The sequence below is a fragment of the Klebsiella ornithinolytica genome (assembly GCF_030505655.1).
GTDB lineage: Bacteria > Pseudomonadota > Gammaproteobacteria > Enterobacterales > Enterobacteriaceae > Klebsiella > Klebsiella ornithinolytica.
The window spans coordinates 1,974,300-2,000,903 of the sequence record NZ_CP130153.1; the positions used below are offsets into that span (position 1 = coordinate 1,974,300).

Here is a 26,604-nt window from a genome sequence, read left to right on the forward strand (position 1 = left end):
GCCTATTTTGACAGCTACACGTATTGAAACAAGTCTATGATTCCTAAACTTGTCTTTCGTATTACAGTTAGCCACGGTTTAAGATGCTCATGTTATCCTGGAAACATCTGATACTGATGCGGAGAATGGAGTGAAAAAAGTACGCTGGGTTTTGCTGATAGTCATCATAGCGGGCTGTTTGTTGCTGTGGACTCAGATGCTTAACGTAATGTGCGATCAAGATGTACAGTTTTTCAGCGGCATCTGCACAATCAACAAGTTTATCCCCTGGTAAGACATTTTTATGACGACCGATTTCCTTCTGCTGCGCGAGTGGTAGAATGGACGCCTTCTCTTTGAGGTGGTGAAATGAGTGAGTTACTGAATCCTGGGATCTTAAATCTGGCATCGCTGGCACTGTCCGTTGTGCTGCTGCTTGTCGGTTTGTTGTTATGGTTTTTTGTTAATCGCGCAAGTTCGCGCACCAATCAGCAGATTGAACTGCTGCAGGCGTTACTGGACCAGCAAAAGCGGCAAAATGCGCTGCTGCGCCGTCTCTGTGAAGCCAATGAGCCTGAGAAAGAAGAGGTTACTAAGACTTCGGCGGGAGAGAAAGACGATGACGACTTTATCCGTCTCGTCGCCGAACGGTAACTGACTGACAGGTGTGCACCGCGTCGGTGTGCACCTGGATCACGGAGAGGCTATAACTTTTTCTTATCCTTCCCGATCGTTTTGTTACACTTCCTCGCGCCCTGAGTGTGTTCCCGCTCCCAATTCTGGCTATTGACGCCATTGATTTTTTAGTTAATCAAATTAAATAATAACAATCTGTTTTAATTGTCTGATGAAAAAATATCGTCATTAATGCTTCATGTTTAAATTGTATTATAAATAATATTTATAACGTGAGCGGGTGACGATTTTATATCTTTACCTCCGCAGAATTTAAGCGAAATTTCAACTATAGATATGACCTTTTATACGCATCATTATGCACCGCTCCTGACGGTGCTTGCTGAAAATGTGGTGTTTGAATAGCCAGGTACCTGGACGAACCGAAGTTGTTGAGCTATGGTAAAAAAGTTGCAATCATGGGGTTGGCTATATTGCGAATCCTGCGGTAGCAGCGAGGGCAACCCTGGGCGGCAAAGACGCATAAATGTGCAGGCGATCAAATGATTACCTTATAATTTGTGCGAAGGATCGAGACACGTTTAAAAATGGCTTGCCATTATTTACGTTGTATGTGATAACACCTTTCGGGTTAAACGAGGTACAGTTCTGTTTATGTGTGGCATTTTCAGTAAAGAAGTCCTGAGTAAACACGTTGTCGTTGAATACCGCTTCTCTGCCGAACCTTATATTAGTGCCTCATGCAGTAATGTGTCAGTTTTATCTATGTAAGCGCCTGTGGGCGAAGAAAACAGTCTAAGGAATTTTGCAAATGGCAAAGATTAAAGGTCAAGTTAAGTGGTTCAACGAGTCTAAAGGTTTTGGTTTCATTACTCCGGCTGATGGCAGCAAAGATGTGTTCGTACACTTCTCCGCTATCCAGGGTAATGGCTTCAAAACTCTGGCTGAAGGCCAGAACGTTGAGTTCGAAATTCAGGACGGCCAGAAAGGTCCGGCAGCAGTTAACGTTACTGCTATCTGATTTAAGACCACTCATCTTGTAAGAAAAGCCTCGCCTCTGCGGGGCTTTTTAGTCTTTATTGCAAAACATTTCCATTTTTCCCCCTCCGTCGCGCTTTGTTGCAAAACAACATCCTTATTCGCATAGTTTCGCATCCTGTTGTGCCGATTTTCTGTTAAATCAGAGGGTTGCAATATAATGCTGGAGCTACGGTGCTAAAGTACAAAAATAAGTCAGTTGCTCATTTCACCCCTCTTCGTTTTGGGCTGTTGTGCGTGGCAATTCTCGGGTGTCTCGGAATACTGTTGGGGCGGGTAGCCTGGCTGCAAATCGTTTCTCCAGATAACCTGGTGAAACAAGAAGATATGCGTTCGTTGCGCGAAGAACCCATCGATGTACAGCGTGGAACCATCAGCGACCGCGAGAACCGCCCGCTGGCGGTCAGCGTGCCGGTGAGCGCTATCTGGGCCGACCCGCAAACCATTATGCAAAAGGGCGGCGTCGGCTATGGCCCGCGCTGGCAGGCGATGGCGGAGGCGCTGCACCTCAATCTGAGCGAACTGGCCAAACGCGTTGAGAGCCATCCGCATATGCGGTTCATCTATCTGGCCCGTCAGGTTAACCCGGAGCAGGCCGAATGGATCGACAAACTGCACCTGCCAGGGATCAACCTGCGCGATGAGTCGCGCCGCTTCTATCCCGCGGGGCACGTGGCGGCTAACCTGTTGGGGTTTACTAATATCGATAACCAGGGCATTGAGGGGATTGAGAAAAGCTTTAATGCCCAGCTTACCGGAAAGCCGGGGCGCCGGCTGGTGCGTAAAGATCGTCATGGCCACGTGATTGAAAATATCACCGAGATGCCGGCGGTGCCTGCGCATAATATTCAGCTGAGTATCGACGAACGTCTGCAGACGGTGACTGAAGATGCGCTGGATAACGCCGTGAACTGGAATAAGGCGGAATCAGGGGCGGCGGTACTGATTAAGATTGATACCGGCGAGATACTGGCGATGGCCAGCTATCCGGACTTCAATCCCAATAATCGTGACAACGCCAGGCTCGATGATTTTCGCAACCGCGCCATCAGTGACACCTTTGAGCCAGGCTCGACGGTAAAACCGCTGGTAGTGATGACGGCGTTACAGCAGGGGATTGTGCAGCCGGACAGCGTAGTGGATACCCATCCCTTTGTGCTTGATGGTCACCGCATTCGTGACGTTGGCTATTATCCCGAACTGTCATTGACCGGCATTTTGCAAAAATCCAGCGATACCGGCGTTTCGCATCTGTCGCTGGCCATGCCGGTTCAACACCTGATCGATACCTATAAAGCGTTCGGTTTTGGCGACCCGACCGGGCTGGGGCTGACCGGTGAAAGCGCCGGACTGATGCCGCAACGGCGCTATTGGGGTCAGCTGGACCGCGCGACCTTTGCCTTCGGATATGGTCTGATGGTGACTCCGCTGCAGCTGGCGCACGTTTATGCCACTATCGGCGGCTTCGGTATCGAACGACCGCTCTCGATTACCCGTATCGACCCGCCGGTTATCGGCACGCGGGTTATGCCAGAACCGATAGTGCATGAAGTGGAGCATATGATGGAGAGCGTGGCGTTGCCGGGCGGCGGCGGAACCAAAGCGGCGGTGCGCGATTATCGCATTGCGGTGAAAACCGGGACCGCGAAAAAAATCGGTCCTGACGGTAAATATATCGATAAATATGTGGCGTATACCGCAGGCGTGGCGCCCGCCAGTCGTCCGCAGTTTGCGCTGGTGGTGGTGATTAACGATCCCAGCAATGGTGCCTATTATGGTGGGGCGGTTTCTGCACCGGTCTTTAGCCAGATCATGGGAGATGTGCTGCGGCTGGAAAATGTGATGCCGGACGGTATGCCACAAGGTTCGGAAAATCTGATTGTGATGCATAGCAGGGATGCCGTTCCGCCGGCGTTGTAACAGTGGTCTGAAAGGGCGAATAGCGCTACACTTTCGCCCTTTCAGCGACACCGGAGTTGTCATGTCATACAGTTGCCCACTTTGCCACGCGCCGCTTTCCCGCCGCGATAATAGCTATATCTGCCCGCAGCGGCACCAGTTCGATCTGGCGAAAGAGGGGTATGTCAATTTACTGCCGGTGCAGTTTAAGCGGTCTCGCGATCCGGGCGATAGCGCGGAGATGATGCAGGCGCGGCGGGCGTTTCTCGACGCGGGCCACTATCAACCTCTGCGTGATGCCATTAGCGACTTTCTGTCCGTCGCTGCCCCTGAGCGCCTGCTTGATATCGGCTGCGGGGAAGGGTATTACACCCATGCGTTTGCCGCCATCGCCGCTCATTGTTGGGGGCTGGACGTCTCAAAGTCGGCCATTCGCGCGGCGGCCAGACGCTATCCGCAGGTTAACTTTTGCGTCGCATCGAGCCAGCGTCTGCCGTTCGACGACGCCAGCCTGGATGCGGTGGTGCGAATTTATGCCCCTTGTAATGCGCAGGAGCTGGCGCGGGTGGTCAGACCCGGCGGCTGGGTCATTACCGCCACGCCGGGGCCGCGTCATTTGCTGGAGCTGAAAGGGTTGATTTACGATGAGGTGCGTCTGCATGAGCAAAATCATGAACAGATGGCCGGTTTTACATTAAGCCAGCAGCAGCAGCTGGCCTATCCGATGCAGCTGACCGGGGCCGAGGCTGAAGCGCTGCTGCAGATGACGCCATTCGCGTGGCGGGCGAAGCCAGCGGTGCGTGAAACGCTGCGCGCGCAGGCGACTTTCCGCTGCCAGACCGATTTTATGATTCACTGCTGGCAGCGTGAGGCCTGAGAACTAACCGGCGAAATGGCTCCAGAGAATCTGGGCGCCGATACCCATCAGGACAATACCACCAAGAATTTCGGCTCGTTTGCCCAGCAGCGGGCCGATAAACCGTCCGACCATTATCCCCAGCGTCGACATCACCAGCGTTGCGCAGCCGATAGCCAGCGCGGTGGCGATAATATTTACCTGCAGGAATGCCAGGCCGACGCCGACGGCCATCGCATCGAGACTGGTGGCGAAAGCGGTGGTGACCAGCAGCCAGAAACCATGGCGACGAGGCGCTTCACACGCCTCATCTTCGGTTGTACGAAAACCTTCGATGACCATACGTCCGCCGAGAAAGACCAGCAGCACGAACGCGATCCAGTGATTCCACTCCAGCACGAACTGGCTGGCGAGCATCCCCATCCCCCAGCCGACAAGCGGGGTGAGCGTTTCGATGGCGCCGAAAATTAACCCGGTGCGCAGCGCTTCGGAGAACTTAGGTTTGTGTAAGGTGGCGCCTTTACCGATAGAGGCCGCGAAGGCGTCCATGGACATGCCAAAGGCAAGAAGAATCGTAGCGGAGATGTTCATGATTGCGTCCTGACCGGGGAAAATCCATATGACACATCACAGCCCCCAGTAGATATACGCAGCCCGCGATTCAGGTATGCGTACAGCGGTGATGTGTCTATGGTCTCGCCTGATTGAACACCTTCTTCAACCCGTACGTGCCACGTTTTGCAACGAGTATGTTGACACGCACATTTCCTGGCAGGCAGGAAACCGGCTACTCCCCAACGACGGGCGCAACCTTAACATATTTTTAGAATATAAAACAATAACAGGATTTATTTATTTCGATAACCAAATGATAACGATTTTCATTTGAATTTATGGGTAAATAATTCGTTAATAAATATAAGTAAAGTGCGCAGACGGAATATAGCCATGGCTATATATCCATCTGCCAGAAATCGCTGAAATATAGCGTTGGCTATATTAGTAACTTACTGAGTTGAAACGAGAAGTTTGTATATCTTTTCCAGATCGTCGATGTTTCGTACACGAATAAGCAGGCGCCGCTGTTCTAATTGCATCACCAGTACGCCATCTTCCGATAAATTCATCGCTTTAATTCGCTTATATTCAATCCAGATATTGGCGAAGAAAAAACCAGTTGGTTTGAAGATGATTTTCGGCGTCCGGATCCAGAACAGAAACAACCCCATTAACGCCAGCGCAGATAATAACCATGTGGTGATTAGCGCACCGTGACTGATGATATTGTTATAAATCAGAATGGCGATCAGGCCGACGAAGATGATCCCGTCAACGCGACTGCGGCGGAGCAGGGGGATGGCCAGGAGTAACGGGCCGTTGCGACGGGGCATAATAAACTGGTCATAAATGGCAAACGCCAGCAGAACAACAATAAACAGAATCAGCACCAGATCCGTGATTGTCATCTATCCTCCAGTGAAAAAAAAGCCGGGGGCAAGCCCCCGGCGGACAACAGGATTATTACAGGCCCAGCAGGCCGATAGCGTAGCCGACGATACCGATGACGAAGAAGCCGACGATAATCCACAGGGCGTTAACTTTCTTACGCAGCAGCCACATACAGGCGAAAGTCAGCAGCAGAGGCACCAGGCCCGGCATCAGCTGGTCAAGGATAGTCTGTACGGTCGTTACGTGAACCTGACCATCTGAACCGGTGATTTTTGACACCACCAGCGGAATGTTCACATGCGTCCACTTGTTAACCAACGCCCCCATGACAAACAGGCCGAGAATTGACGCCCCCTCGGTCAGTTTCTGCAGGAAGCCGCCGCCCATATCCTTAACGATATCGACACCTTTGCTGTAACCGTATGCCACGCCGTAGTAACGGGTCAGCAGACGGACGGCGTTGAACAGAATAAAGAACAACAGCGGGCCTAACAGGCTGCCGCTCATCGCGATACCGGCGCCCAATGCCGCAAATACCGGACGCACGGTACCCCAGAAGATCGGGTCGCCGACGCCAGCCAGCGGCCCCATCAGACCGACTTTGATACCGTTGATGGCACCATCATCGATCTCGGCACCGTTTGCACGCTGCTCTTCCATCGCCAGCGTTACGCCCAGAACGGGCGCTGCGACGTACGGGTGAGTGTTAAAGAACTCCAGGTGACGCTTAATTGCCTGCTTACGCGCATCGTTGTTCTCCGGATACAGGCGACGAATAGCCGGTACCATAGAGAAGCAGAAGCCCAGCGCCTGCATACGTTCGAAGTTCCATGACCCCTGGAACAGGTTAGAACGAATGAACACGCCACGAATGTCACTCGGAGTGAGTTTTTTCTCGGTGGTATTTTTAGTCATATCAACCATTTCGCTCACCTGTTAGTCCAGTTCGTTATCGAGATCGTTATTACCAGCAGCCTGCGCTGGCGCACCCGCTACGCGGTTGTATTTCGGGCTCAGCTGGATGTAGAGGATAGCCATTACCGCGCCAATCACCCCCAGCGCAACCAGGTTGAAGTTAGTGAACGCAGCGGTGACGAAGCCAAGGTAGAAGAACGGCATCAGGTAGCCTGCGCGCATCATGTTGATGACCATCGCGTAACCAACGACCACGATCATGCCGCCGGCGATGTTCAGACCGCTGGTGACCACTTCAGGAATCGCATTCAGCATGCCCTGAACTTCGCTGGTTCCGACGGAGATAGCCACGATGACCGCCGGGATAGCGATACGCATAGCCTGCAGGAACAACGAAGAGACGTGGAGCCACGAAATCGCCGTCAGGTTGCCATTTTCCGCCGCTTTATCCGCCGCGTGCTGGAAGGCTACGGTAATGGTACGCACGATGATGGTCAGAACCTGGCCTGCTGCTGCCAGCGGGATAGCCAGTGCGATACCGGCGCCGATACCCTGATGACCGGCAATAACCAGAACGGTAGAAATGATGGATGCCAGCGCGGCATCCGGCGCAACCGCCGCACCGATGTTCATCCAGCCCAGGGCGATCATTTCCAGGGTACCACCGATGATGATACCGGTTTTCATATCGCCGAGAACGGCACCGATCAACGTACACGCGACCAGAGGACGGTGGAACTGAAATTCATCAAGTACCGACTCCATACCCGCAATACACGCGACGATGAACACCAGCACAATCTGAAGAAGGGTAATCTCCATTGTACTTCTCCTGTTGATTAAGTCTTAAGTTGAAAACTGGGGCGCGACCCGCAAGGTTATTTCGTTACCTTGCCAATCAGGTCCATCATTTTCAGTTTCTGGTCGGTGGAAACTTTGCGGACTTCCAGCTCGATACCGCGGGCATTTAGCTTTTTAAATGCTTCAATATCTTTTTCATCGACCGAAACGGCGTTGTTCACCTGCGTTTTACCCTGACGGAAAGCCATACCACCAATATTGACGGTGGTGATTTTCACGCCGCCTTCAACGACACGTTCGACGTCGGTAGGGTTGGTAAACAGCAGCATGACGCGATCGCCTGCGTATTTCGGGTTGTTGTAGACGCGAATCATCTTCGCAACGTCGACAACGTGGGCCGTCACGCCCGGAGGAGCAACCTGAGTCAGTAACGTTTTGCGCACGGTATCCGCCGCCACTTCATCACTCACGACAATAATACGGGTAACGTTGGTTTCTTTGGTCCAGCGGGTGGCCACCTGACCATGAATGAGACGGTCATCAATACGCGCCAGGCCGATGACCATGTAGTCGTTCGGACCCATTGGTTTTGCCGGGGCTGCCGCTTTGGCTGCTGCCTTAACCGGCGCCGGAGCGACTTTTTCCACCGCTTTCGCTTTCAGCGCCTTCACGCCTTCGCGACCGGTTTCTACCGCCAGAGCCACCAGCTCGTCGAACGACGGATCGTCGTCGCGCGCCATCAGCGTTTCGACCAGCATCGGAATGTTGACGCCAGCAATCACTTCGTAATGTTCTTTATCGACGACAATGCGGCTGGCGGCATTAAATGGACTACCTCCCCACGTATCGACGAGAAATAACACGCCCTTAGTTGTGTCCAGCTTTGCCAGCTGTGCGTTGTATTTCTCAATTAGCGTTTCGGCATTTTCACCGGGAACGAAATCGATCCAGCCAACGTTTTCCTGCTCGCCCAACAGCATTTCTGCGGTTTTCAGCAGTTGTTCTGCAGCCCAACCATGTGTGCCTATTACAATAGCAATCGTCACTTGCTACCTCCTTTATTATCGTGAATGCATCATCTGTGGTGATACATCCTGAATCACTCTTGCGAACAAAATCGATTCAGTGAGGGTGTAAGATCTAAAATAATTACTACCGCGAATTATTTTAGATAGTGAAAAAATAATTAATGTGATGAAGATCCGTTAATCACGCATCTGCGATTAATAATTTCGCAGCGCAAAAAATAGGCTTACCTATTGCAAAGACTGGTAAAATTTTTTCCAATCTTCCTCCATTTTTTGCTATGTTTAGCTTCCGTTTAATTACTCAGGAGTATAGGGCATAGCCCGCTGTATGGACCCTCATCGACGTCTTTTCACCTTCTGGCATTTTTCTGCCACCGCTACCTGCTACGCTTTTTTACCAGCAACGATTGTCTCTGCCGTGCGTGACATCGCGATGACTCCGTCTGTCGTGAACTGGAGCAACTCATGGAATTCTTAATGGATCCCTCTATCTGGGTCGGTTTATTGACGCTGGTCGTCCTTGAAATCGTCCTCGGTATCGACAACCTGGTCTTTATCGCTATCCTCGCGGATAAACTGCCGCCGAAACAGCGTGACAAAGCGCGGCTGATCGGTCTGTCGCTGGCGCTGTTTATGCGTCTGGGGCTGCTGTCAGTCATCTCGTGGATGGTGACCTTAACCAAACCGCTGTTCAGCATTGCGGATTTCTCTTTTTCCGGGCGCGATCTCATCATGCTGCTCGGGGGGATATTCCTGCTGTTTAAAGCGACGACGGAACTGCATGAACGGCTGGAGAACCGCCAGCACGATGCCGGTCATGGTAAAGGTTATGCCAGTTTCTGGGTGGTGGTGTTACAAATCGTCGTGCTGGATGCGGTCTTCTCGCTGGATGCAGTCATTACCGCCGTCGGGATGGTCAACCATCTGCCGGTGATGATGGCCGCGGTGGTCATTGCGATGATGGTGATGCTGCTGGCCTCGAAGCCGCTGACCCGCTTCGTGAACCAGCATCCGACGGTCGTGGTGCTCTGTCTGAGCTTCCTGCTGATGATCGGCCTGAGCCTGGTGGCTGAAGGCTTCGGTTTCCATATTCCGAAAGGGTACCTGTACGCCGCTATCGGCTTCTCGATCACCATTGAGTTCTTCAACCAGGTGGCACGACGCAACTTTATTCGTCACCAGTCGACGCTGCCGTTACGCGCACGCACGGCTGACGCTATCCTGCGCATGATGGGCGGGCGCAAACAGCACGCCGTGAGCCACGATGGCGAGAGCCCGGCGCCGGTTCCGGTGCCGGAAGGGGCGTTTGCGGAAGAAGAGCGCTATATGATTAACGGCGTCCTGACCCTGGCACAGCGTTCATTGCGCAGCATCATGACGCCGCGCGGTGAAATCAGCTGGGTGAATGCGGAACAAAGCGAAGAAGAAATTCGCCGTCAGCTGCTCTCTTCGCCGCACAGTCTGTTCCCGGTATGCCGGGGCGAACTGGATGAAATCATTGGTATCGTACGGGCCAAAGAGATGCTGGTGGCGCTGGAGGCCGGTGAGAACGTCGCCGCATTAGCCTCGGCTTCGCCGGCGATTGTGGTCCCGGAAACGCTGGATCCTATCAATCTGCTGGGGGTGCTGCGTCGCGCTCGCGGTAGCTTCGTCATCGTGACCAACGAGTTTGGCGTGGTGCAGGGGCTGGTGACGCCGCTGGATGTCCTTGAAGCCATCGCCGGGGAGTTCCCAGATGCCGATGAGACGCCGGAAATCGTCGCGGATGGCGACGGTTGGCTGATTAAAGGATCAACCGATCTGCATGCCTTACAGCAGGCGGTCGGGCTCGATGACATCGTCGATGAAGATGAGGATATTGCGACGGTAGCCGGACTGGTCATTGCCGTGAACGGCCATATACCGCGTACCGGCGATATTGTTGAGCGGGCGCCGCTGCAGTTTACCGTCCTCGAAGCGAACGACTATCGTGTCGATCTGGTGCGCGTAGTCAAAACGGTGCATGACAGCCAGGAAGAAGAATAATCCTCCGGTGTCGTCAAACTGATCGGCCGGTCTCCGCTGGAGGCCGGCCGGTTTTATTATCTGCCATCGCCTCGACCTGACGTCGGGCCGCCAGCCACTGCGGAAAGTCTTCAACCGGCATCGGCCTGGCATAGTAAAATCCCTGCAGGATATCAACGCCGTGGCGCCGCAAATCTTCGTCCTGCTGCCGGGTCTCCACACCTTCTGCCACCGTCACAATATTCAGCCGGTGCGCCAGCGCAATAATAATATCCGTTACCGTCGCATTCACGCTGTCGATACCGATAGCGCTGGTAAAGGATTTATCAATTTTCAGCACGTCAGGCCGCAGTTTTTCCAGCCAGGAGAGCGAGCTGTTGCCGGTGCCAAAGTCATCGATAGCCAGGTGCACGCCTCTGAAATGCAGATGTTCCGCCATGTGGTGATCGCCGTCCTGAAGCACGTCCCGCTCGGTGAGTTCAACCACCAGCTGCTGCACCGGGTAGGCGCTGAACCAGAGTTTATGCAGATCGCGCAGCAGTTCACCCTCGGCAAAATGGCGAGCGGCGACATTAATCGAAATGTGAAAATGTTTATCGTGGGGGAATAGCGAAAGCTGGCGTGCGGTTTCCGCAATGACATAGCGGGTGAGGGGAATGATCAGGTTGTAGCCTTCGGCGATAGGAATGAACACATCCGGCGATATGTTTCCCCGTCGCGGATTGTTCCAGCGGAGTAAAATCTCGACGCCGGTACATTTTCCCGAATGCAGATCCTTCAACGGTTGGCACCACAGCTTGAATTCGCGGGCGGCGATGCCGAGGCTGATTTCCCGGGAAAAACTCATCCTGCCTGCGGTAGCCAGCCAGGCTATTCCGGTCATCAGTAGACTCAGGATCAGCGCCAGCGGCAGTTCGCCCGGCAGTTCGTGGAGGGCGATAGCGGAAGCGCCGGGACCGCTGACGTTGATGGCAAACGGGAACTGGGTCGAATGTTGACGGTATATCACAGACTCGCCGGGAAGCACCGGATGAGCAACCACCCCGGTCCCGCTGATAAAGTTGCGGGGGCCGACGCTCAGTCCAATACCGGTAATCAACGATGATTTTGCGTTGAGAATTAACTCTCCCAGCAGCTCAATATTGATGATCATCATCACGCCGTCGGCGCTATTGAACGCCGAGGGATACCATTGAATTAAGATGGGCGAGCCGACCAGCAGCGTGTTATCGGTTGAAAAAGCCAGCAGCTCCCGCTGGACTGGCAGGTCGGGTTGCAGCTGATGAATAGAGACGTTGCGATCGCCAAAGATGCTGGAGCAGTAGAGAATATTCGACTTAACCAGCACGATCGAACGCACGGTCTGTAGCGAGGCCGCCAGTTTGCGCAGCGGCAGACGCACATCCTCGCAGGGTTTCCCCACCAGCTGAAGCAGCGAAAGGTGTTGTTCCGATAACGGGCGTAAAATTTTATCCATCGCCACCACCATTTTATTGGTGGTCATCTGGACACGCTGCTGATTTAAACTACGCTGCGAAATAAATCGGATCGCCAACGTGGTCGTCAACGTCAGGAGCGCAACAATCAAACAAATGACAATCCGCTTACGACGGTATGTCGAAATGACCTTTTGTGCATTTTGCATGCGCGACACCCTGTCGACTCTTTGTGTGGAGTAGAATAACAACCGCCATTCAGCAAGTGTAGTGGGTGTAAATAAATAACCGAGAAAAATGCGCCCGGAAGGGCGCATTTGATGGGGAGAGTTTAGTCACACTGAACTTTGATTGCCAGACCACCGCGAGAGGTTTCGCGATACTTGGCGTTCATGTCTTTACCGGTCTCATACATGGTCTCAATAACTTTATCGAGAGAGACGCGCGGTTCGCTGGTGCGACGCATGGCCATACGCGCGGCGTTGATCGCCTTCACGGATGCAATCGCGTTACGTTCGATGCACGGAACCTGTACCTGGCCGGCAACCGGGTCGCAGGTGAGGCCCAGGTTATGCTCCATCCCGATTTCTGCCGCGACACAAACCTGTTCCGGGCTGGCGCCAAGAAGTTCGGCAAGACCGGCTGCCGCCATGGAGCAGGCCACGCCAACTTCACCCTGACAGCCGACTTCCGCGCCAGAAATAGAGGCGTTCATCTTGTACAGGGTGCCAACGGCGCCGGAGGCCATAAAGTAGCGAATATAAATATCCGGGCTGACCGATTCGATAAAATGATCGTAGTAGGCGAGTACCGCCGGTACGATTCCGCAGGCGCCGTTTGTGGGGGCCGTCACCACGCGTCCGCCGGCAGCGTTCTCTTCGTTTACGGCCAGGGCGAACATATTCACCCAGTCAACGACGTTCATCGGGTCGTTTGACAGCTTATCGCTGGCTACCAGCAGACGACGCAGCGCAGAGGCGCGACGAGGAACTCGCAGCGGGCCAGGCAGCACGCCTTCGGTATTCATCCCGCGATCGATACAGGCGCGCATGGTCTGCCAGACGTGAGCAAAATAGTCTTCAATCTCTTTTTTGCTGTGGAGAGCCAGTTCGTTTTGCATCACCATGCCGGAGAGCGACAGCCCGGTCTCTTTGCAATAGGCCAGCATCTCCTGCGCCGATTTGTACGGGTAAGGCACGCACAGTTCGTTGGCACTTTCTTTACCGAAGTGCTCTTCGTCGACGATAAAACCGCCGCCAATAGAGTAGTACGTTTTGCTGTAGATCTCTTTGTCGCCCGCCCAGGCATGAATCGTCATGCCGTTCTCGTGCAGCGGCAGGTTGTCGCTACGAAAGCGCATGCCGTCATCCGCCGGGAAGTCAACTTCATGCTGCCCTTGTGCCAGCAGCAGACGCCCGCGGGTTTCAACGTCGCGGATAAATGCCGGTATCGCGTCAATATCGACCGTATCGGGCTGATTACCCGCCAGTCCCATAATGATGGCGATATCCGTATGGTGGCCTTTGCCGGTTAATGAAAGTGAGCCGTAGACATCGACTGCCACGCGGGTCACTTCATTAAGCAATCCCTTTTCGACCAGGTCATCGACGAACTGTTTACCGGCCTTCATCGGGCCTACAGTATGGGAAGATGAGGGACCAATCCCCACCTTGAACATGTCGAATATACTAATCACGATAATACTCCTGACAGGGTTACCGCAGCGGCGGTAACGATGTGATAACTGCGCATAGTGTAAGAGGGAACCGCACCATCAGCTTAACTATTCACATGAATTAAACTAATGGATAACGGTGAATTTACTAATGGTGAGAGCGCATTCTCATTTTGAGTATATACCCGAAACAGATACCCCGACGACGGGGATCGCGACGGGTCCGAAGCGAGGAAGGCGGCCGGAATTTCAGCCGCGTCAGGCATGATGAAGAAAACTAAGGTTTAGTCCCGATTTGCAGCGCCAGTTCGCGAATAATACCGGCGGTCATTCCCCAGACGAAATAGTGCTGATACCACGACAGCCAGACGCGATGCGAGTTACCGCGGCGGTGAATATCCAGCGGGTGGTAGCGTCCCAGACGCAGCGCTTCAGCGAGCGGCATCTCGAACACCGCAGCGACCTCATCCTGACTGGCGTGATAGTGGAGATTCGGCGGAATGATGCCGACCACCGGCGTGACCTGGAAACCGGTCACGCTGTCTACCGGCGGCAGCACGCCGATAATCTCGACCGACCCGGGGGGAATGGCGACCTCTTCCTGCGCTTCGCGCAGCGCGGCGGCAATCAGCGTGGCATCGGTGGCATCCACGGCGCCGCCGGGGAAGGCAACCTGACCGGCGTGTTTACGTAGCCGCGGCGAGCGTTGGGTTAACAGCAGTCCCGGCTGCGGACGACGAACGATAGGCACCAGCACCGCAGCCTGGCGCTGATTCAGCGCATTGCGCGAGGGCTGCGGGCGCAGTAATTGAAAACGCGAAAGAAAGTCGTCCAGCTCAAGGGCGCCATCCGCCATGTTCTAGCTCTCCAGTTGTTGCAAAATACGATTAACTTTATCAAACGTTTCCTGATATTCGGCCGCTTCTTCGCTGTCCGCCACGATGCCGCCGCCGGCGGAACAGTACAGTTGACCGTGCCAGGCCGTCAGCGTACGAATAGTAATACTGGTATCCATATTGCCACACAGGCTCAGATAGCCGATACTGCCGCACCACGCATTGCGGCGCTGCGGTTCGAGCTCATCGATGATCTGCATCGCCCGCACTTTGGGCGCGCCGGTAATCGACCCGCCGGGGAAGGCCGCACGCAGCAGGTCGCTGGCATGCAGATGAGCCGGCAACCGGGCGGTAATGGTGCTCACCAGGTGGTGCACCGCCGGGAACGGCTCAACCACAAACAGCTCCGGAACCCGTACGCTACCGGCTTCGGCAACCCGACCGATGTCATTACGCATCAGATCGACAATCATCAAATTCTCCGCCCGATCTTTAGGCGAGCTGGCCAGCTTCTCCGCCTGACGGGCGTCCTGCTGCGGATCGGCCAGACGCGGCAGCGTACCCTTAATCGGGCGGGTCTGAATTTCGCCCTGGCGAAGCTGGATAAAGCGTTCCGGCGAAAGGCTGAGTACGGCGCCGTCCTGCAGACGAATAAAGGCGCTGAACGGCGCGCGATTGACGCGGTTCAACTGGCAAAATGCCTGCCACTCATCGCCGCGATAGCTGGCCTGAAAGCGCTGAGCCAGGTTGACCTGATAGCAGTCGCCGCTGTGCAGCCAGGTCTGAATCTGACGAAATTTTTCTCCGTACTGTTCGCGGCTCATATTGGAGCGCCAGGCGGACGTCAGCGCAAACGGGGTCGTTGGCGCGGCGGACTGCGCCTCCAGCCAACGCAGGCGGGCGTGCGGATCGCCATAGCTGAGCAGCGACACTTCGCGGCGCTGGTGATCGACAATCAGCGCCCAGTCATAAATACCGACGGCCATATCCGGCAGCGCGATATCCGCGACGGCGTGCGCGGGCAGAGATTCAAAACGGCGTCCTAAATCATAGCCGAATAACCCCAGCGCGCCGCCGAGGAACGGCAGATGAGGATGCGCCTGGGGCTTTAATCCGCAGCGATCCAGCTGCGTCTGCAGCAGCGTCAGGGGATCGGCCGTTGAGCTGCTCTGCGTCTGACCGTCATCCACCGCGGTTATTTCACCGCGGGTCAGCAGCGTCGTGAGCGGATCGGCGACGATAATGTCAAAACGGTTATGCGGATGGTCAGCAAAACCAGAATGCAGCAGCATCGCCCACGGGGTTGTGCTTAAAGGAGTAAAGTAACGCTCGGCAGCATCCGGGTGCCATGGCAGGGTAATAATAGCGGGGGACAACATCTTCCTCGATCCTAATCGTCACCGTCCTCTGGAAAATCAGGCGGGCGGCATGAAATAATTACGCCACACAATGTAGCAGGAGTGAGTCATGTTTGCAGGTTTACCTTCGCTGAGCCACGAGCAGCAGCAAAAAGCGGTAGAACGTATTCAGGAGCTGATGGCTAACGGGATGAGTAGCGGTGAAGCCATTGCGCTGGTGGCGAGCGAACTGCGCGCCACGCATACCGGCGACCGGATCGTAGCGCGCTTTGAAGATGAAGACGAAGACGAGTAATTACACCGCGGCGATAATTTTAATTTCGACTTTGTATTCAGGCTTCATTAACGCGGCCTGAACGGTGCAGCGTACCGGGGCGTGACCGGCAACCACCCAGGCGTCCCAGGCTTTATTCATGGCGGCAAAATCGCTTTTGTCCGCCAGGAAAATGGTGGCATCAAGAATACGTGACTTGTTGCTGCCCTGTTTTTCCAGCACCGCGTCAATCTGCGCCAGGGTGTTCGCGGTTTGCTCACAGGCGTCCGCGTCAAGGTTGGCCGGTACGCCGGTGTAGTAAAGGGTCTGGTTGTGGATGACGACATCAGACCAGCGGGCTTCCGCATCGATACGCGTAATTGTCATTTTCATTTCCTTCGGTTTTATTCCATCAGACAGCGGCAAGACTGCCATAATGTTCTGCCCACGTCACTACCCGGGCTGGTGAAACGACGCCCTCCCTGACATAATCACTGTCCAAATAACCAGGGGGCAATGTGATCGACGATTTTGCAGCAGACGGCCAGCTGGCCAGCGCCATTCCGGGATTTAAACCGCGCGAACCGCAGCGCCAGATGGCGGTGGCGGTGGCCCACGCCATAAAAGAGGCGCGGCCGCTGGTGGTTGAAGCCGGGACCGGGACCGGGAAGACCTATGCCTATCTGGCGCCGGCACTGCGGGCCAACAAAAAGGTGATCATCTCCACCGGTTCGAAAGCGCTGCAGGATCAGCTCTACAGTCGCGACCTGCCAACGGTGGCAAAAGCGTTGAACTTCACCGGCAGGCTGGCGCTGCTGAAGGGGCGGTCAAATTACCTGTGCCTTGAGCGTCTTGAGCAGCAGACTCTGGCCGGCGGCGATCTGCCGGTGCAAACCCTGAGCGACGTCATTTTGCTGCGATCCTGGTCTAATCAAACCATAGATGGCGATATCAGCACCTGCGTCAGCGTCGCCGAAGACTCTCAGGCCTGGCCGCTGGTGACCAGTACCAATGACAACTGTCTCGGCAGCGACTGCCCGCTGTACAAAGATTGCTTCGTCGTTAAAGCGCGTAAAAAGGCGATGGATGCCGATGTGGTGGTGGTTAACCACCACCTTTTCCTTGCCGATATGGTGGTGAAGGAGAGCGGTTTCGCCGAGCTCATCCCCGAAGCGGAGGTGATGATCTTCGATGAAGCTCATCAGCTTCCGGATATCGCCAGCCAGTATTTTGGCCAGTCGCTCTCCAGTCGTCAGCTGCTGGATCTGGCGAAAGATATCACCATTGCCTACCGCACCGAGCTGAAAGATACCCAGCAGCTGCAAAAGTGCGCCGACCGGCTGGCCCAGAGCGCGCAGGATTTCCGCCTGCAGCTCGGCGAGCCCGGCTATCGCGGCAATTTGCGCGACCTGCTGGCGGACAGCAACATTCAGCGGGCGCTGCTGCTGCTCGATGATGCGCTGGAGCTGTGCTATGACGTGGCAAAACTGTCTCTGGGGCGTTCGGCGCTGCTGGATGCCGCCTTTGAACGCGCGACGATCTATCGTGCGCGGCTCAAGCGACTGAAAGAGATCAACCAGCCGGGCTTCAGCTACTGGTACGAATGCACTTCCCGCCATTTTACCCTGGCGTTGACGCCGTTGACCGTGGCCGAAAAATTTAAAGAGGTGATGGCGCAGAAAGCGGGGAGCTGGATTTTTACCTCCGCGACGCTGTCGGTTAACGACGATCTTCGTCATTTCACCGCGCGGCTTGGCATCGAAGAGGCGGAATCGCTGCTGCTGCCCAGCCCGTTTGATTACGCGCATCAGACGCTGCTCTGCGTGCCGCGCAACCTTCCTCTGCCAAATCAGCCCGGTGCCGCGCGACATCTCGCCGCGATGCTCAAGCCGTTGATTGAAGCTAACGACGGTCGCTGCTTTATGCTGTGCACCTCGCACGCGATGATGCGCGATCTGGCGGAGCAGTTCCGCGCCACCATGACGTTACCGGTTTTGTTACAGGGTGAAACCAGTAAAGGGCAGCTGTTGCAGCAGTTTGTCAGCGCCGGCAATGCTCTGCTGGTGGCGACCAGCAGCTTTTGGGAAGGGGTGGATGTGCGCGGCGACACGCTATCGCTGGTGATTATCGATAAGCTGCCGTTTACCTCACCGGACGATCCGCTGCTGAAAGCGCGAATGGAAGACTGTCGCCTGCGCGGCGGCGATCCGTTTGACGAAGTCCAGCTGCCGGATGCGGTCATTACGCTGAAACAAGGGGTCGGGCGTCTGATCCGCGATATCGACGATCGCGGGGTGCTGGTCATTTGCGACAACCGACTGGTGATGCGCCCCTATGGCGCCGTCTTCCTCGCCAGCCTGCCGCCAGCGCCGCGAACCCGCGATATCCGCCGGGCGGTGCGTTTCCTCGCCGTGCCGCCGGCGAGGTAATCTGTCGCAAAATGTGGTAAGCTGCGCGCCATTTTGTCAATCTGCTAGAGCGAGAGCGCGACAACTCATGCGAATTTTGGCTATCGATACCGCCACGGAGGCCTGCTCCGCGGCGCTGTGGAATGATGGCACCCTTTGTGCTCATTTCGAAATTTGTCCCCGTGAACATACCCAACGTATTCTGCCGCTGGTGCAGGATGTCCTGAATGAAAGCAATGTCTCACTGACCGAGCTGGACGCTCTGGCCTTTGGCCGCGGGCCAGGCAGCTTTACCGGCGTGCGCATTGGTATAGGCATTGCTCAGGGGCTGGCGCTGGGGGCTGAACTGCCGATGATTGGCGTATCGACCCTGGCGACCATGGCGCAGGGCGCATGGCGTAAAACCGGGGCCACCCGCGTTCTGGCGGCCATCGATGCCCGAATGGGTGAAGTGTACTGGGCTGAATATCAGCGCGATGAGCAGGGCGTCTGGCACGGCGAAGAGAGCGAAGCGGTGCTGAAACCTGATGCCGTTCGCGAACGTCTGCAACAGCTGGACGGTAGCTGGGCGACGGTAGGGACCGGCTGGCAGGCCTGGCCCGATCTGGCGAAGGAGACTTCGCTGGTCTTAACCGACGGTGATATGACGCTACCGGCGGCGGAAGATATGCTGCCGCTGGCCTGCTACCTGCTCGCTGCCGGGAAAACCGTTGCTGTAGACAAAGCCGAACCGGTTTATTTGCGTAACGACGTGGCGTGGAAGAAACTTCCTGGCCGAGGATGAATCTCAGTAGGTATAAGACTGAGAGAAGGAGTCGCATCATGGCGGGTCAAAACAAAGCAGTACGTTGGTTATTAGCGGGCGCCGTTGCCGTCGCGTTAAGTGGATGCGTGTCGGTGCCGGACGTGATTAAAGGCTCCAGCCCGACGCCACAGCAAGATTTAGTCCGGGTCATGGCCGCGCCACAGCTCTACGTTGGTCAGGAAGCCCGTTTTGGCGGTAAAGTCGTCAACGTCCAGAATCAACAGGGTAAAACCCGTCTGGAAATTGCCACGGTTCCGCTGGACAGCGGTGCCCGGCCTGAGCTGAACGAAGCATCACGCGGGCGCATTTTCGCCGATGTGAACGGTTTCCTTGATCCGGTTGATTTCCGCGGCCAGCTGGTGACCGTCGTTGGCCCGATTACCGGCGTCGTTGACGGAAAAGTCGGCGGCACACCGTACAAATTTATGCTGATGAATGCGACCGGCTATAAGCGCTGGAACGTGGTGCAGCAGGTGGTGATGCCGCCGCAGCCCATCGATCCGTGGATGATCGGTCCGCGCCCCTGGGCTTACGGTTATGGCGGCTGGGGCTGGTACAATCCGGGCCCTGCAGAAGTCAGAAATGTTGTAACTGAATGATTTTGTGGTTTTTGTAAGCTAAAAGAAACAGCGGCTTGTCCGCTGTTTCTTTATTTTTGGACTAATAAGAAAAATAAATAGTGACGCGCTTCGCAACCTGTAAAACGCCTAATTAATAAACTGGTACGCTGAGTTAATATAATGTTAACAGAATGTTTGTTGATCAGGGGCTGTGATGACGACGAATAACTATTTCAGAGGTGATGCAGTGAAAAAGGTTTGGCTAAACCGCTATCCCGCCGATGTTCCGGCGGAGATAAATCCTGACCGCTACCAATCCCTGGTTGAATTATTTGAACATGCCGCCACGCGCTACGCCGACCAACCGGCGTTTATCAACATGGGCGAGGTGATGACCTACCGTAAGCTGGAGGAGCGCAGCCGGGCGTTCGCCGCTTATCTTCAGCAGGGGCTGGGGCTGCAAAAGGGCGATCGCGTCGCGCTGATGATGCCTAACCTGTTGCAATACCCCATTGCGCTCTTCGGTATTCTGCGCGCGGGGATGATTGTGGTGAACGTCAATCCGCTGTATACGCCGCGTGAGCTTGAACATCAGCTGAATGACAGCGGAGCGGCGGCGATTGTGATCGTCTCCAACTTTGCCCATACCCTGGAGAAAGTGGTCGAGAAAACTCAGGTTAAACATGTGATCCTGACCCGGATGGGCGATCAGCTCTCGACAGCGAAAGGCACCCTGGTGAATTTCGTGGTGAAGTACATCAAGCGCCTGGTGCCGAAGTATCACCTCCCCGATGCGATCTCTTTCCGCAGCGCGCTGCATGCCGGTTATCGCATGCAGTACGTTAAACCCGACATTGTCTGTGCCGATCTGGCTTTCCTGCAGTACACCGGTGGCACTACCGGCGTGGCGAAAGGGGCAATGCTCACCCACCGCAATATGCTGGCTAACCTCGAGCAGGTGAATGCGACTTACGGGCCGCTGCTACATCGTGGGAAAGAGTTTGTCGTGACGGCGCTGCCGCTGTACCACATTTTTGCGCTGACCATGAACTGCCTGCTGTTCATTGAGCTCGGCGGCCAGAACCTGCTGATTACCAACCCGCGTGATATCCCGGGGCTGGTCAAAGAGCTGGCAAAATACCCGTTCACCGCAATGACCGGGGTCAATACGCTGTTCAACGCCTTGCTTAACAACAAAGAGTTTCAGCAGCTTGATTTCTCTTCTCTGCATCTTTCCGCCGGCGGCGGAATGCCGGTGCAGCAGGTGGTGGCCGAGCGGTGGGTTAAGCTCACCGGTCAGTATCTGCTGGAGGGCTATGGCCTGACGGAGTGCGCGCCGCTGGTCAGCGTGAACCCGCACGATATTGACTACCACAGTGGCAGTATCGGGCTGCCGGTTCCGTCGACCGAAGCGAAGCTGGTGGACGATGACGATAATGAGGTCGCGCCGGGCCAACCGGGCGAGCTGTGCGTGAAAGGCCCGCAGGTGATGCTGGGCTACTGGCAGCGCCCCGATGCGACCGCTGAAATCATCAAAAACGGCTGGCTGCATACCGGTGATATTGCGGTGATGGACGATGAAGGCTTTTTGCGCATCGTCGATCGCAAAAAAGATATGATTCTGGTCTCCGGGTTTAACGTCTATCCGAACGAAATCGAAGATGTGGTGATGCAGCATTCGGGCGTTCAGGAGGTAGCTGCCGTTGGCGTACCGTCGGGCAGCAGCGGTGAAGCGGTGAAGATTTTCGTCGTCAAGAAAGACGCGTCGCTGACTGAAGAGGCGCTGATCACCTTCTGCCGCCGCCAGCTGACCGGATACAAAGTACCGAAACTGGTTGAATTCCGTGATGAACTGCCGAAATCCAATGTTGGAAAAATTTTACGGCGAGAACTGCGTGACGAAGCCCGCGCTAAAGTAGACAATAAAGCCTAAGGTATACGAGAGTCGCCAGACGCCGGCTAAGCCGGCGTTTTTTATGGGCGCAAGTTAAGAGAGCATGATTTGAACTATCAGATGATCACCACCGACGATGGTCTTCGCGCCATCTGTGAAGCGGCAAACGCGGCACCCGCGATTGCGCTGGATACAGAATTTGTCCGCACCCGCACCTACTATCCGCAGCTGGGCCTGCTGCAGCTGTTTGACGGGGAACAGGTTTCGCTGATTGACCCGCTGGAGATAACCGACTGGGCGCCGATGCGTGAGCTGCTGCTGAACAAAGACGTCACCAAGTACCTGCACGCTGGCAGTGAAGATCTGGAAGTGTTCCTCAACACCTTTAACCTGATGCCGCAGCCGTTGATTGATACCCAGATTCTGGCCGCTTTTTGCGGGCGCCCGATGTCCTGGGGATTTGCGTCAATGGTGGAAGAGTATACCGGCATTGCGCTGGATAAGAGCGAGTCGCGCACCGACTGGCTGGCTCGTCCGCTGACCCAGCGTCAGTGCGACTATGCGGCGGCAGATGTCTGGTATCTTCTGCCGATCGCCAGCAAGCTGATGGCGGAAACCGAGGCCGCTGGCTGGCTGGATGCCGCGCTGGACGAGTGCCGTCTGATGCAGCAACGCCGTCAGGAAGTGCAGGACCCGGCGCAGGCGTGGCGTGATATCGGCAACGCCTGGCAGCTGCGCACCCGTCAACTGGGCTGTCTGCAGCTGCTGGCGGAGTGGCGTTTACGTAAGGCGCGCGATCGCGATATGGCGGTCAATTTTGTCGTTCGTGAAGAGCATCTGTGGAACGTGGCGCGCTATATGCCGGGGAGTCTCGGTGAACTTGATAGCCTCGGCCTGTCCGGCAGCGAAATTCGTTTTCACGGTAAGACGCTGATCAGTCTGGTGGCGAAAGCCCAGGAGTTGCCTGAAGAGGCGCTGCCGGAGCCGCTGCAAAACCTGATCGATATGCCGGGCTACCGCAAAGTCTTTAAAGAGATTAAAGCGCTGGTGCAGGAAGTGAGTACCGAGAAGGGGCTGAGCGCTGAGCTGCTGGCGTCAAGACGACAGATTAATCAGCTGCTGAACTGGCACTGGCAGTTGAAAAGCGGAAACGGGCGACCTGAGCTGATTTCCGGCTGGCGAAGCGAGCTGATGGCCGATCGTCTGCAGGCGTTGTTAAGCGAATACCCGCGCTAAGCCACAGCAAAAAGCCCGGACAGACTCTCCGGGCCACTAAGTCGACCAACCCGATAGCGCAAGGCTGTCGGGTTTATTTGGCTCAGGACTTCGACTCTTCCGTTTCTGGCAAAGTCACGTTCAACTCCAGAATCGAAATATCGCCATCCCGTTGTTCCAGCTGAACGCTGACCATTTCCGGGTCGATCTGTACATACTTACAAATCACTTCCAGAATATCTTTGCGTAACTGCGGCAGATAATGCGGTTCAGCGTCGCCGCGACGACGCTCCGCGACGATGATTTGCAGGCGCTCTTTCGCAATGTTGGCCGTGTTCTTTTTCCGCGAGAGAAAAAAGTCGAGTAATGCCATAATTTATCCTCCGAACAGGCGTTTGAGGAAACCTTTCTTCTCTTCTTCAATGAAGCGGAAAGGACGTTCTTCTCCGAGCAGACGTTCAACCGTATCGGCATAGGCCTTGCCTGCGTCTGACGCGTCATCCAGGATAACCGGCTCACCCTGGTTTGATGCCCGCAGCACGGACTGATCTTCCGGGATTACGCCTACCAGATTGATACGCAGGATTTCCAGAACATCTTCCATGCTCAGCATGTCGCCTTTGTTGACACGACCTGGGTTGTAGCGGGTCAGCAGCAGGTGTTCTTTGATCGGCTCATCGCCATTTTCCGCGCGGCGGGATTTGGAGGCGAGGATACCGAGGATACGGTCGGAGTCACGAACGGAGGAGACTTCCGGGTTGGTGGTGATGATGGCTTCATCGGCAAAATAGAGCGCCATCAGCGCACCGGTTTCGATGCCTGCAGGGGAGTCGCAGACCACAAAATCGAAGTTCATCTTTTTCAGTTCTTCGAGAACTTTATCTACACCTTCGCGGGTCAGCGCATCTTTATCACGCGTCTGGGAGGCGGGGAGGATATAGAGATTGTCGGTGCGTTTATCTTTGATTAACGCCTGATTCAGCGTGGCATCGCCCTGAATCACGTTGACGAAGTCATAAACGACCCGACGCTCGCAGCCCATAATCAGGTCGAGGTTACGCAGACCGATATCAAAGTCGATAACGACAGTTTTCTTTCCCTTCTGGGCCAAACCGGTAGCGATGGCCGCGCTGGAGGTGGTCTTGCCAACGCCCCCTTTACCCGAAGTCACAACAATAATGCGTGCCATAGAAATTCCTTGTTAAAAAGGGACTAACTCAACGGTTGAATAGTCAAAGCGGTATCACCCAGACGCAGGCGGGCCGCTTTGCCATAAAATTCGGCCGGGATATTATCACTCAGCCAGTATTCCCCTGCGATGGAAACCAGTTCCGCCGTGAGGTGTGAACAAAATATTTGCGCTTCTCTGTCGCCGCCTGCGCCCGCGAGTGCGCGTCCCCGCATCATGCCATAAACATGGATGTTACCATCGGCAATAAGTTCCGCACCGGCACTCACATGATTTGTAACAATCAGATCACAGTTTGGTGCATAAATGCGCTGACCGGAACGTACCGGCAGATCAATTAAACGCGTTTTTGTGATCGGATTAACAACTGGCGGCGGCACGACCGGCTCTGGCGTCGCCTGGCGGGGGATTTTCTCTTTCCCTTCCGTCAGTAAAGGAATCCCGGTGCGGTCGATTTCCGTTTTCAGCCGCGGGATTTTGCAACCACTCACGCCCATAATCCGTAAACCGGTGCTCGCAATGGCTTCATGCATAGGGCGCCAGTCAACGTCGTTTTCGACATTGCTGATATTCACAACGACCGGAGCGTGACGTAAAAAAGCGGGAGCCTGGGCGATCTTGTCTTCTAACGCCTGACGAATAACCTCGGGATTTGCGTCGTGCAAATGAACGACAGATAAGGTGAAGCTACTGCCCTTAAGTTCGATTGGCGTATTTGACATCCTGGCCTTACTCAATTTGCTGTTTATCACCCGCCGAAGTGCGGTGATATTCCGAAGACTAAAAGGCATGTTATAGTCACTCATATATTGAGGCAAGTGACCACGGGTCTAATTCCGAGTAAAACTATGTTTTGTGTGATCTATCGAAGTACTAAACGTGAACAAACCTATTTATATGTCGAAAAAAGGGACGATTTCTCACGCGTTCCTGTCGAACTGATGGCAAGCTTCGGCACGCCGCAGATGACCATGCTTTTACCGCTCGACGGACGGAAAAAGCTTGCCGGTGCCGATCTGGAAAAAGTCAAACAGTCGCTGATTGATCAGGGCTATTATCTCCAACTTCCTCCTCCGACTGAGAATCTACTTAAGAAACACCTGGCGGAACAGGGGAATAAATCTGATTAACCCACCGAGGGGAAATAATGTACCAACATCATAACTGGCAGGGAGCATTACTGGATTATCCGGTAAGTAAAGTCGTTTGCGTGGGCAGCAATTATGCAAACCACATTAAGGAAATGGGCAGTGCAATGCCGGAAGAACCGGTGCTGTTTATTAAACCTGAGACGGCGCTATGCGATATCCGCCAGCCGTTGGTGCTCCCCGAAGGATTGGGTTCGGTGCATCACGAAGTTGAACTGGCGGTGCTGATTGGCAGCACGCTGCGTCAGGCGACGGAAGAGCACGTGCTAAAAGCGATTGCGGGCTACGGCGTGGCGCTGGATCTTACCCTGCGCGATCTGCAGGGTAAGATGAAAAAAGCCGGCCAGCCGTGGGAAAAAGCCAAGGGCTTTGATAATTCTTGCCCGGTTTCCGGTTTTATTCCGGCGGCAGAATTTCATAGCGACCCGCAAAATACGCCGCTGAGCCTGAAAGTGAACGGCGATGTTCGCCAGCAGGGAACGACGGCCGATATGATCCATAAAATCGTTCCGCTGATTGCCTATATGTCGCGTTTCTTTACGCTCAAAGCCGGCGATATCATCCTGACCGGCACGCCTGAAGGCGTCGGGCCGCTGAGTAGCGGCGATGAGCTGGCAGTCGGCTTTAATGGTCTGACGCTCTCCACCCGCGTACTGTAACGTCCTTTTGCCGCCTTTGCGGGCGGCAAAACTTGCATCAGCGTGCCAGACTGGTTATAAGGTGCACCCTGAATGGCAATGACGGACATCCCCTATGAGCGAACAACTTTTCTGGCAGCAAAAAACACTTGATGAAATGACCGACGCGGAGTGGGAATCACTGTGCGACGGCTGCGGACAGTGCTGCCTGCATAAGCTGATGGATGAGGATACGGATGAGATCTATTTCACCAACGTCGCCTGTCGTCAGTTAAATATTAAAACCTGCCAGTGCCGGAACTATGAGCGACGTTTCGAGTATGAGCCGGACTGCATCAAGCTGACCCGCGATAATCTGCCAACGTTCGAATGGCTGCCGCCGACCTGCGCCTATCGCCTGCTGGCGGAAGGGAAGCCTCTGCCGCACTGGCACCCGCTGCTCAGCGGCTCGAAAGCGGCGATGCATGGCGAACGCATCTCCGTACGCCATATTGCGGTTAAAGAAGAGACGGTGCGCGACTGGCAGGATCATATCCTCAATAAGCCCGACTGGGCGCAGTAAAGCGTTACCGCTTGCTAACGTT

General features: G+C 54.9%; 29 protein-coding genes. 16 read left to right on the top strand and 13 right to left on the bottom strand.

Features of this window, described 5'->3' with window-relative positions; translation table 11 throughout:
- The first annotated feature begins 130 nt into the window (after positions 1–130).
- From mgrB to rlmA, 6 genes are all read left to right on the top strand, one after another.
- The gene (gene mgrB / locus Q1L34_RS09215) at positions 131–274 is read left to right on the top strand and encodes a PhoP/PhoQ regulatory lipoprotein MgrB (protein WP_015584020.1); all 144 of its coding nucleotides are present in this window, start codon (positions 131–133) and stop codon (positions 272–274) included.
- Between the two features lie 74 nt (positions 275–348).
- Positions 349–633 (top strand): YebO family protein, encoded by a 285-nt coding sequence (locus tag Q1L34_RS09220; protein ID WP_004863926.1) that lies wholly within the window; start codon positions 349–351, stop codon positions 631–633.
- A 636-nt stretch (positions 634–1,269) separates the two neighbouring features.
- On the top strand, positions 1,270–1,386 hold the full coding sequence (locus Q1L34_RS09225; RefSeq protein ID WP_049267871.1) for a DUF2627 domain-containing protein: 117 nt from the start codon (positions 1,270–1,272) through the stop codon (positions 1,384–1,386).
- Positions 1,387–1,426: 40 nt separating this feature from the next.
- Positions 1,427–1,636 (top strand): transcription antiterminator/RNA stability regulator CspE, encoded by a 210-nt coding sequence (gene cspE / locus Q1L34_RS09230; RefSeq protein WP_001062678.1) that lies wholly within the window; start codon positions 1,427–1,429, stop codon positions 1,634–1,636.
- A 191-nt stretch (positions 1,637–1,827) separates the two neighbouring features.
- Positions 1,828–3,573 (top strand): peptidoglycan glycosyltransferase FtsI, encoded by a 1,746-nt coding sequence (gene ftsI, locus Q1L34_RS09235; protein ID WP_004863922.1) that lies wholly within the window; start codon positions 1,828–1,830, stop codon positions 3,571–3,573.
- Positions 3,574–3,634: 61 nt separating this feature from the next.
- Positions 3,635–4,429 carry a 23S rRNA (guanine(745)-N(1))-methyltransferase gene (gene rlmA, locus Q1L34_RS09240; protein ID WP_032717106.1) on the top strand — a complete coding sequence of 265 codons (795 nt, stop codon included), beginning with the start codon at positions 3,635–3,637 and terminating at the stop codon, positions 4,427–4,429.
- Positions 4,430–4,432: 3 nt separating this feature from the next.
- Here rlmA and mntP read toward each other — a convergent pair whose 3' ends face one another.
- From mntP to manX, 5 genes are all read right to left on the bottom strand, one after another.
- Entirely contained in the window at positions 4,433–4,999 is a 567-nt protein-coding gene (gene mntP, locus Q1L34_RS09245; protein ID WP_004863916.1) for a manganese efflux pump MntP, read from the bottom strand.
- 416 nt (positions 5,000–5,415) lie between these two features.
- Complete coding sequence (locus Q1L34_RS09250) at positions 5,416–5,874, bottom strand: DUF986 family protein (protein WP_004863915.1); 459 nt, start codon at positions 5,872–5,874, stop codon at positions 5,416–5,418.
- A gap of 55 nt (positions 5,875–5,929) precedes the next feature.
- Positions 5,930–6,781: a PTS mannose transporter subunit IID gene (locus Q1L34_RS09255; protein WP_004863911.1), complete on the bottom strand. Its 852-nt coding sequence runs from the start codon at positions 6,779–6,781 to the stop codon at positions 5,930–5,932.
- Positions 6,782–6,793: 12 nt separating this feature from the next.
- Entirely contained in the window at positions 6,794–7,594 is an 801-nt protein-coding gene (locus Q1L34_RS09260) for a PTS mannose/fructose/sorbose transporter subunit IIC (protein WP_004863908.1), read from the bottom strand.
- 56 nt (positions 7,595–7,650) lie between these two features.
- Positions 7,651–8,619, bottom strand: coding sequence for a PTS mannose transporter subunit IIAB (manX, locus tag Q1L34_RS09265; RefSeq protein WP_004863905.1), 969 nt, complete (start codon positions 8,617–8,619; stop codon positions 7,651–7,653).
- 447 nt (positions 8,620–9,066) lie between these two features.
- Here manX and yoaE point away from each other — a divergent pair, with 447 nt between their 5' ends.
- Entirely contained in the window at positions 9,067–10,626 is a 1,560-nt protein-coding gene (yoaE, locus tag Q1L34_RS09270) for a CNNM family cation transport protein YoaE (protein WP_004863902.1), read from the top strand.
- A gap of 13 nt (positions 10,627–10,639) precedes the next feature.
- Here the strand turns inward: yoaE and Q1L34_RS09275 are convergent, their stop codons facing one another.
- The 4 genes from Q1L34_RS09275 to pabB form a co-directional block, all read right to left on the bottom strand.
- The gene (locus Q1L34_RS09275) at positions 10,640–12,250 is read right to left on the bottom strand and encodes an EAL domain-containing protein (RefSeq protein ID WP_327204467.1); all 1,611 of its coding nucleotides are present in this window, start codon (positions 12,248–12,250) and stop codon (positions 10,640–10,642) included.
- A gap of 122 nt (positions 12,251–12,372) precedes the next feature.
- On the bottom strand, positions 12,373–13,737 hold the full coding sequence (sdaA, locus tag Q1L34_RS09280; protein WP_004863895.1) for an L-serine ammonia-lyase: 1,365 nt from the start codon (positions 13,735–13,737) through the stop codon (positions 12,373–12,375).
- Between the two features lie 256 nt (positions 13,738–13,993).
- Complete coding sequence (locus tag Q1L34_RS09285) at positions 13,994–14,572, bottom strand: CoA pyrophosphatase (RefSeq protein WP_004863892.1); 579 nt, start codon at positions 14,570–14,572, stop codon at positions 13,994–13,996.
- A gap of 3 nt (positions 14,573–14,575) precedes the next feature.
- Positions 14,576–15,931 (bottom strand): aminodeoxychorismate synthase component 1, encoded by a 1,356-nt coding sequence (pabB, locus tag Q1L34_RS09290; RefSeq protein ID WP_004863889.1) that lies wholly within the window; start codon positions 15,929–15,931, stop codon positions 14,576–14,578.
- A gap of 88 nt (positions 15,932–16,019) precedes the next feature.
- Here pabB and Q1L34_RS09295 point away from each other — a divergent pair, with 88 nt between their 5' ends.
- Positions 16,020–16,205 (top strand): YoaH family protein, encoded by a 186-nt coding sequence (locus Q1L34_RS09295; RefSeq protein ID WP_004863886.1) that lies wholly within the window; start codon positions 16,020–16,022, stop codon positions 16,203–16,205.
- Here Q1L34_RS09295 and Q1L34_RS09300 read toward each other — a convergent pair whose 3' ends face one another.
- Complete coding sequence (locus Q1L34_RS09300) at positions 16,206–16,550, bottom strand: RidA family protein (protein WP_004863882.1); 345 nt, start codon at positions 16,548–16,550, stop codon at positions 16,206–16,208. It lies immediately after the preceding gene.
- 131 nt (positions 16,551–16,681) lie between these two features.
- Between Q1L34_RS09300 and yoaA the strand changes: the two genes are divergently transcribed.
- The 5 genes from yoaA (at position 16,682) to rnd (ending at position 23,066) form a co-directional block, all read left to right on the top strand.
- Entirely contained in the window at positions 16,682–18,592 is a 1,911-nt protein-coding gene (gene yoaA / locus Q1L34_RS09305; RefSeq protein ID WP_069475827.1) for a DNA repair helicase YoaA, read from the top strand.
- A gap of 67 nt (positions 18,593–18,659) precedes the next feature.
- Entirely contained in the window at positions 18,660–19,355 is a 696-nt protein-coding gene (gene tsaB, locus Q1L34_RS09310) for a tRNA (adenosine(37)-N6)-threonylcarbamoyltransferase complex dimerization subunit type 1 TsaB (RefSeq protein WP_004863876.1), read from the top strand.
- Positions 19,356–19,393: 38 nt separating this feature from the next.
- Complete coding sequence (locus tag Q1L34_RS09315; protein ID WP_032724646.1) at positions 19,394–19,975, top strand: Slp family lipoprotein; 582 nt, start codon at positions 19,394–19,396, stop codon at positions 19,973–19,975.
- A gap of 208 nt (positions 19,976–20,183) precedes the next feature.
- Complete coding sequence (fadD, locus tag Q1L34_RS09320; protein WP_086816208.1) at positions 20,184–21,869, top strand: long-chain-fatty-acid--CoA ligase FadD; 1,686 nt, start codon at positions 20,184–20,186, stop codon at positions 21,867–21,869.
- Positions 21,870–21,950: 81 nt separating this feature from the next.
- Entirely contained in the window at positions 21,951–23,066 is a 1,116-nt protein-coding gene (rnd, locus tag Q1L34_RS09325) for a ribonuclease D (RefSeq protein WP_004863868.1), read from the top strand.
- 82 nt (positions 23,067–23,148) lie between these two features.
- On the opposite strand, the gene minE is transcribed toward rnd, so the two are convergent.
- The 3 genes from minE to minC are packed head-to-tail and all read right to left on the bottom strand — an operon-like array spanning position 23,149 to position 24,956.
- A complete protein-coding gene (gene minE, locus Q1L34_RS09330) occupies positions 23,149–23,418 on the bottom strand; it encodes a cell division topological specificity factor MinE (protein WP_002910902.1) in 270 nt (89 codons plus the stop codon).
- Between the two features lie 3 nt (positions 23,419–23,421).
- Positions 23,422–24,234 (bottom strand): septum site-determining protein MinD, encoded by an 813-nt coding sequence (gene minD / locus Q1L34_RS09335; protein WP_004863866.1) that lies wholly within the window; start codon positions 24,232–24,234, stop codon positions 23,422–23,424.
- Between the two features lie 23 nt (positions 24,235–24,257).
- A complete protein-coding gene (gene minC / locus Q1L34_RS09340; protein WP_032717110.1) occupies positions 24,258–24,956 on the bottom strand; it encodes a septum site-determining protein MinC in 699 nt (232 codons plus the stop codon).
- Positions 24,957–25,082: 126 nt separating this feature from the next.
- Between minC and Q1L34_RS09345 the strand changes: the two genes are divergently transcribed.
- The 3 genes from Q1L34_RS09345 to ycgN all read left to right on the top strand — a co-directional run bounded on the left by Q1L34_RS09345 (position 25,083) and on the right by ycgN (position 26,582).
- Positions 25,083–25,364 carry a YcgL domain-containing protein gene (locus Q1L34_RS09345; RefSeq protein WP_004863862.1) on the top strand — a complete coding sequence of 94 codons (282 nt, stop codon included), beginning with the start codon at positions 25,083–25,085 and terminating at the stop codon, positions 25,362–25,364.
- 17 nt (positions 25,365–25,381) lie between these two features.
- Positions 25,382–26,041, top strand: a complete 660-nt coding sequence (locus Q1L34_RS09350) for a fumarylacetoacetate hydrolase family protein (RefSeq protein ID WP_088911365.1) — start codon at positions 25,382–25,384, stop codon at positions 26,039–26,041.
- A 94-nt stretch (positions 26,042–26,135) separates the two neighbouring features.
- Positions 26,136–26,582 carry a cysteine cluster protein YcgN gene (ycgN, locus tag Q1L34_RS09355; RefSeq protein WP_004863857.1) on the top strand — a complete coding sequence of 149 codons (447 nt, stop codon included), beginning with the start codon at positions 26,136–26,138 and terminating at the stop codon, positions 26,580–26,582.
- Positions 26,583–26,604 lie beyond the last annotated feature (22 nt).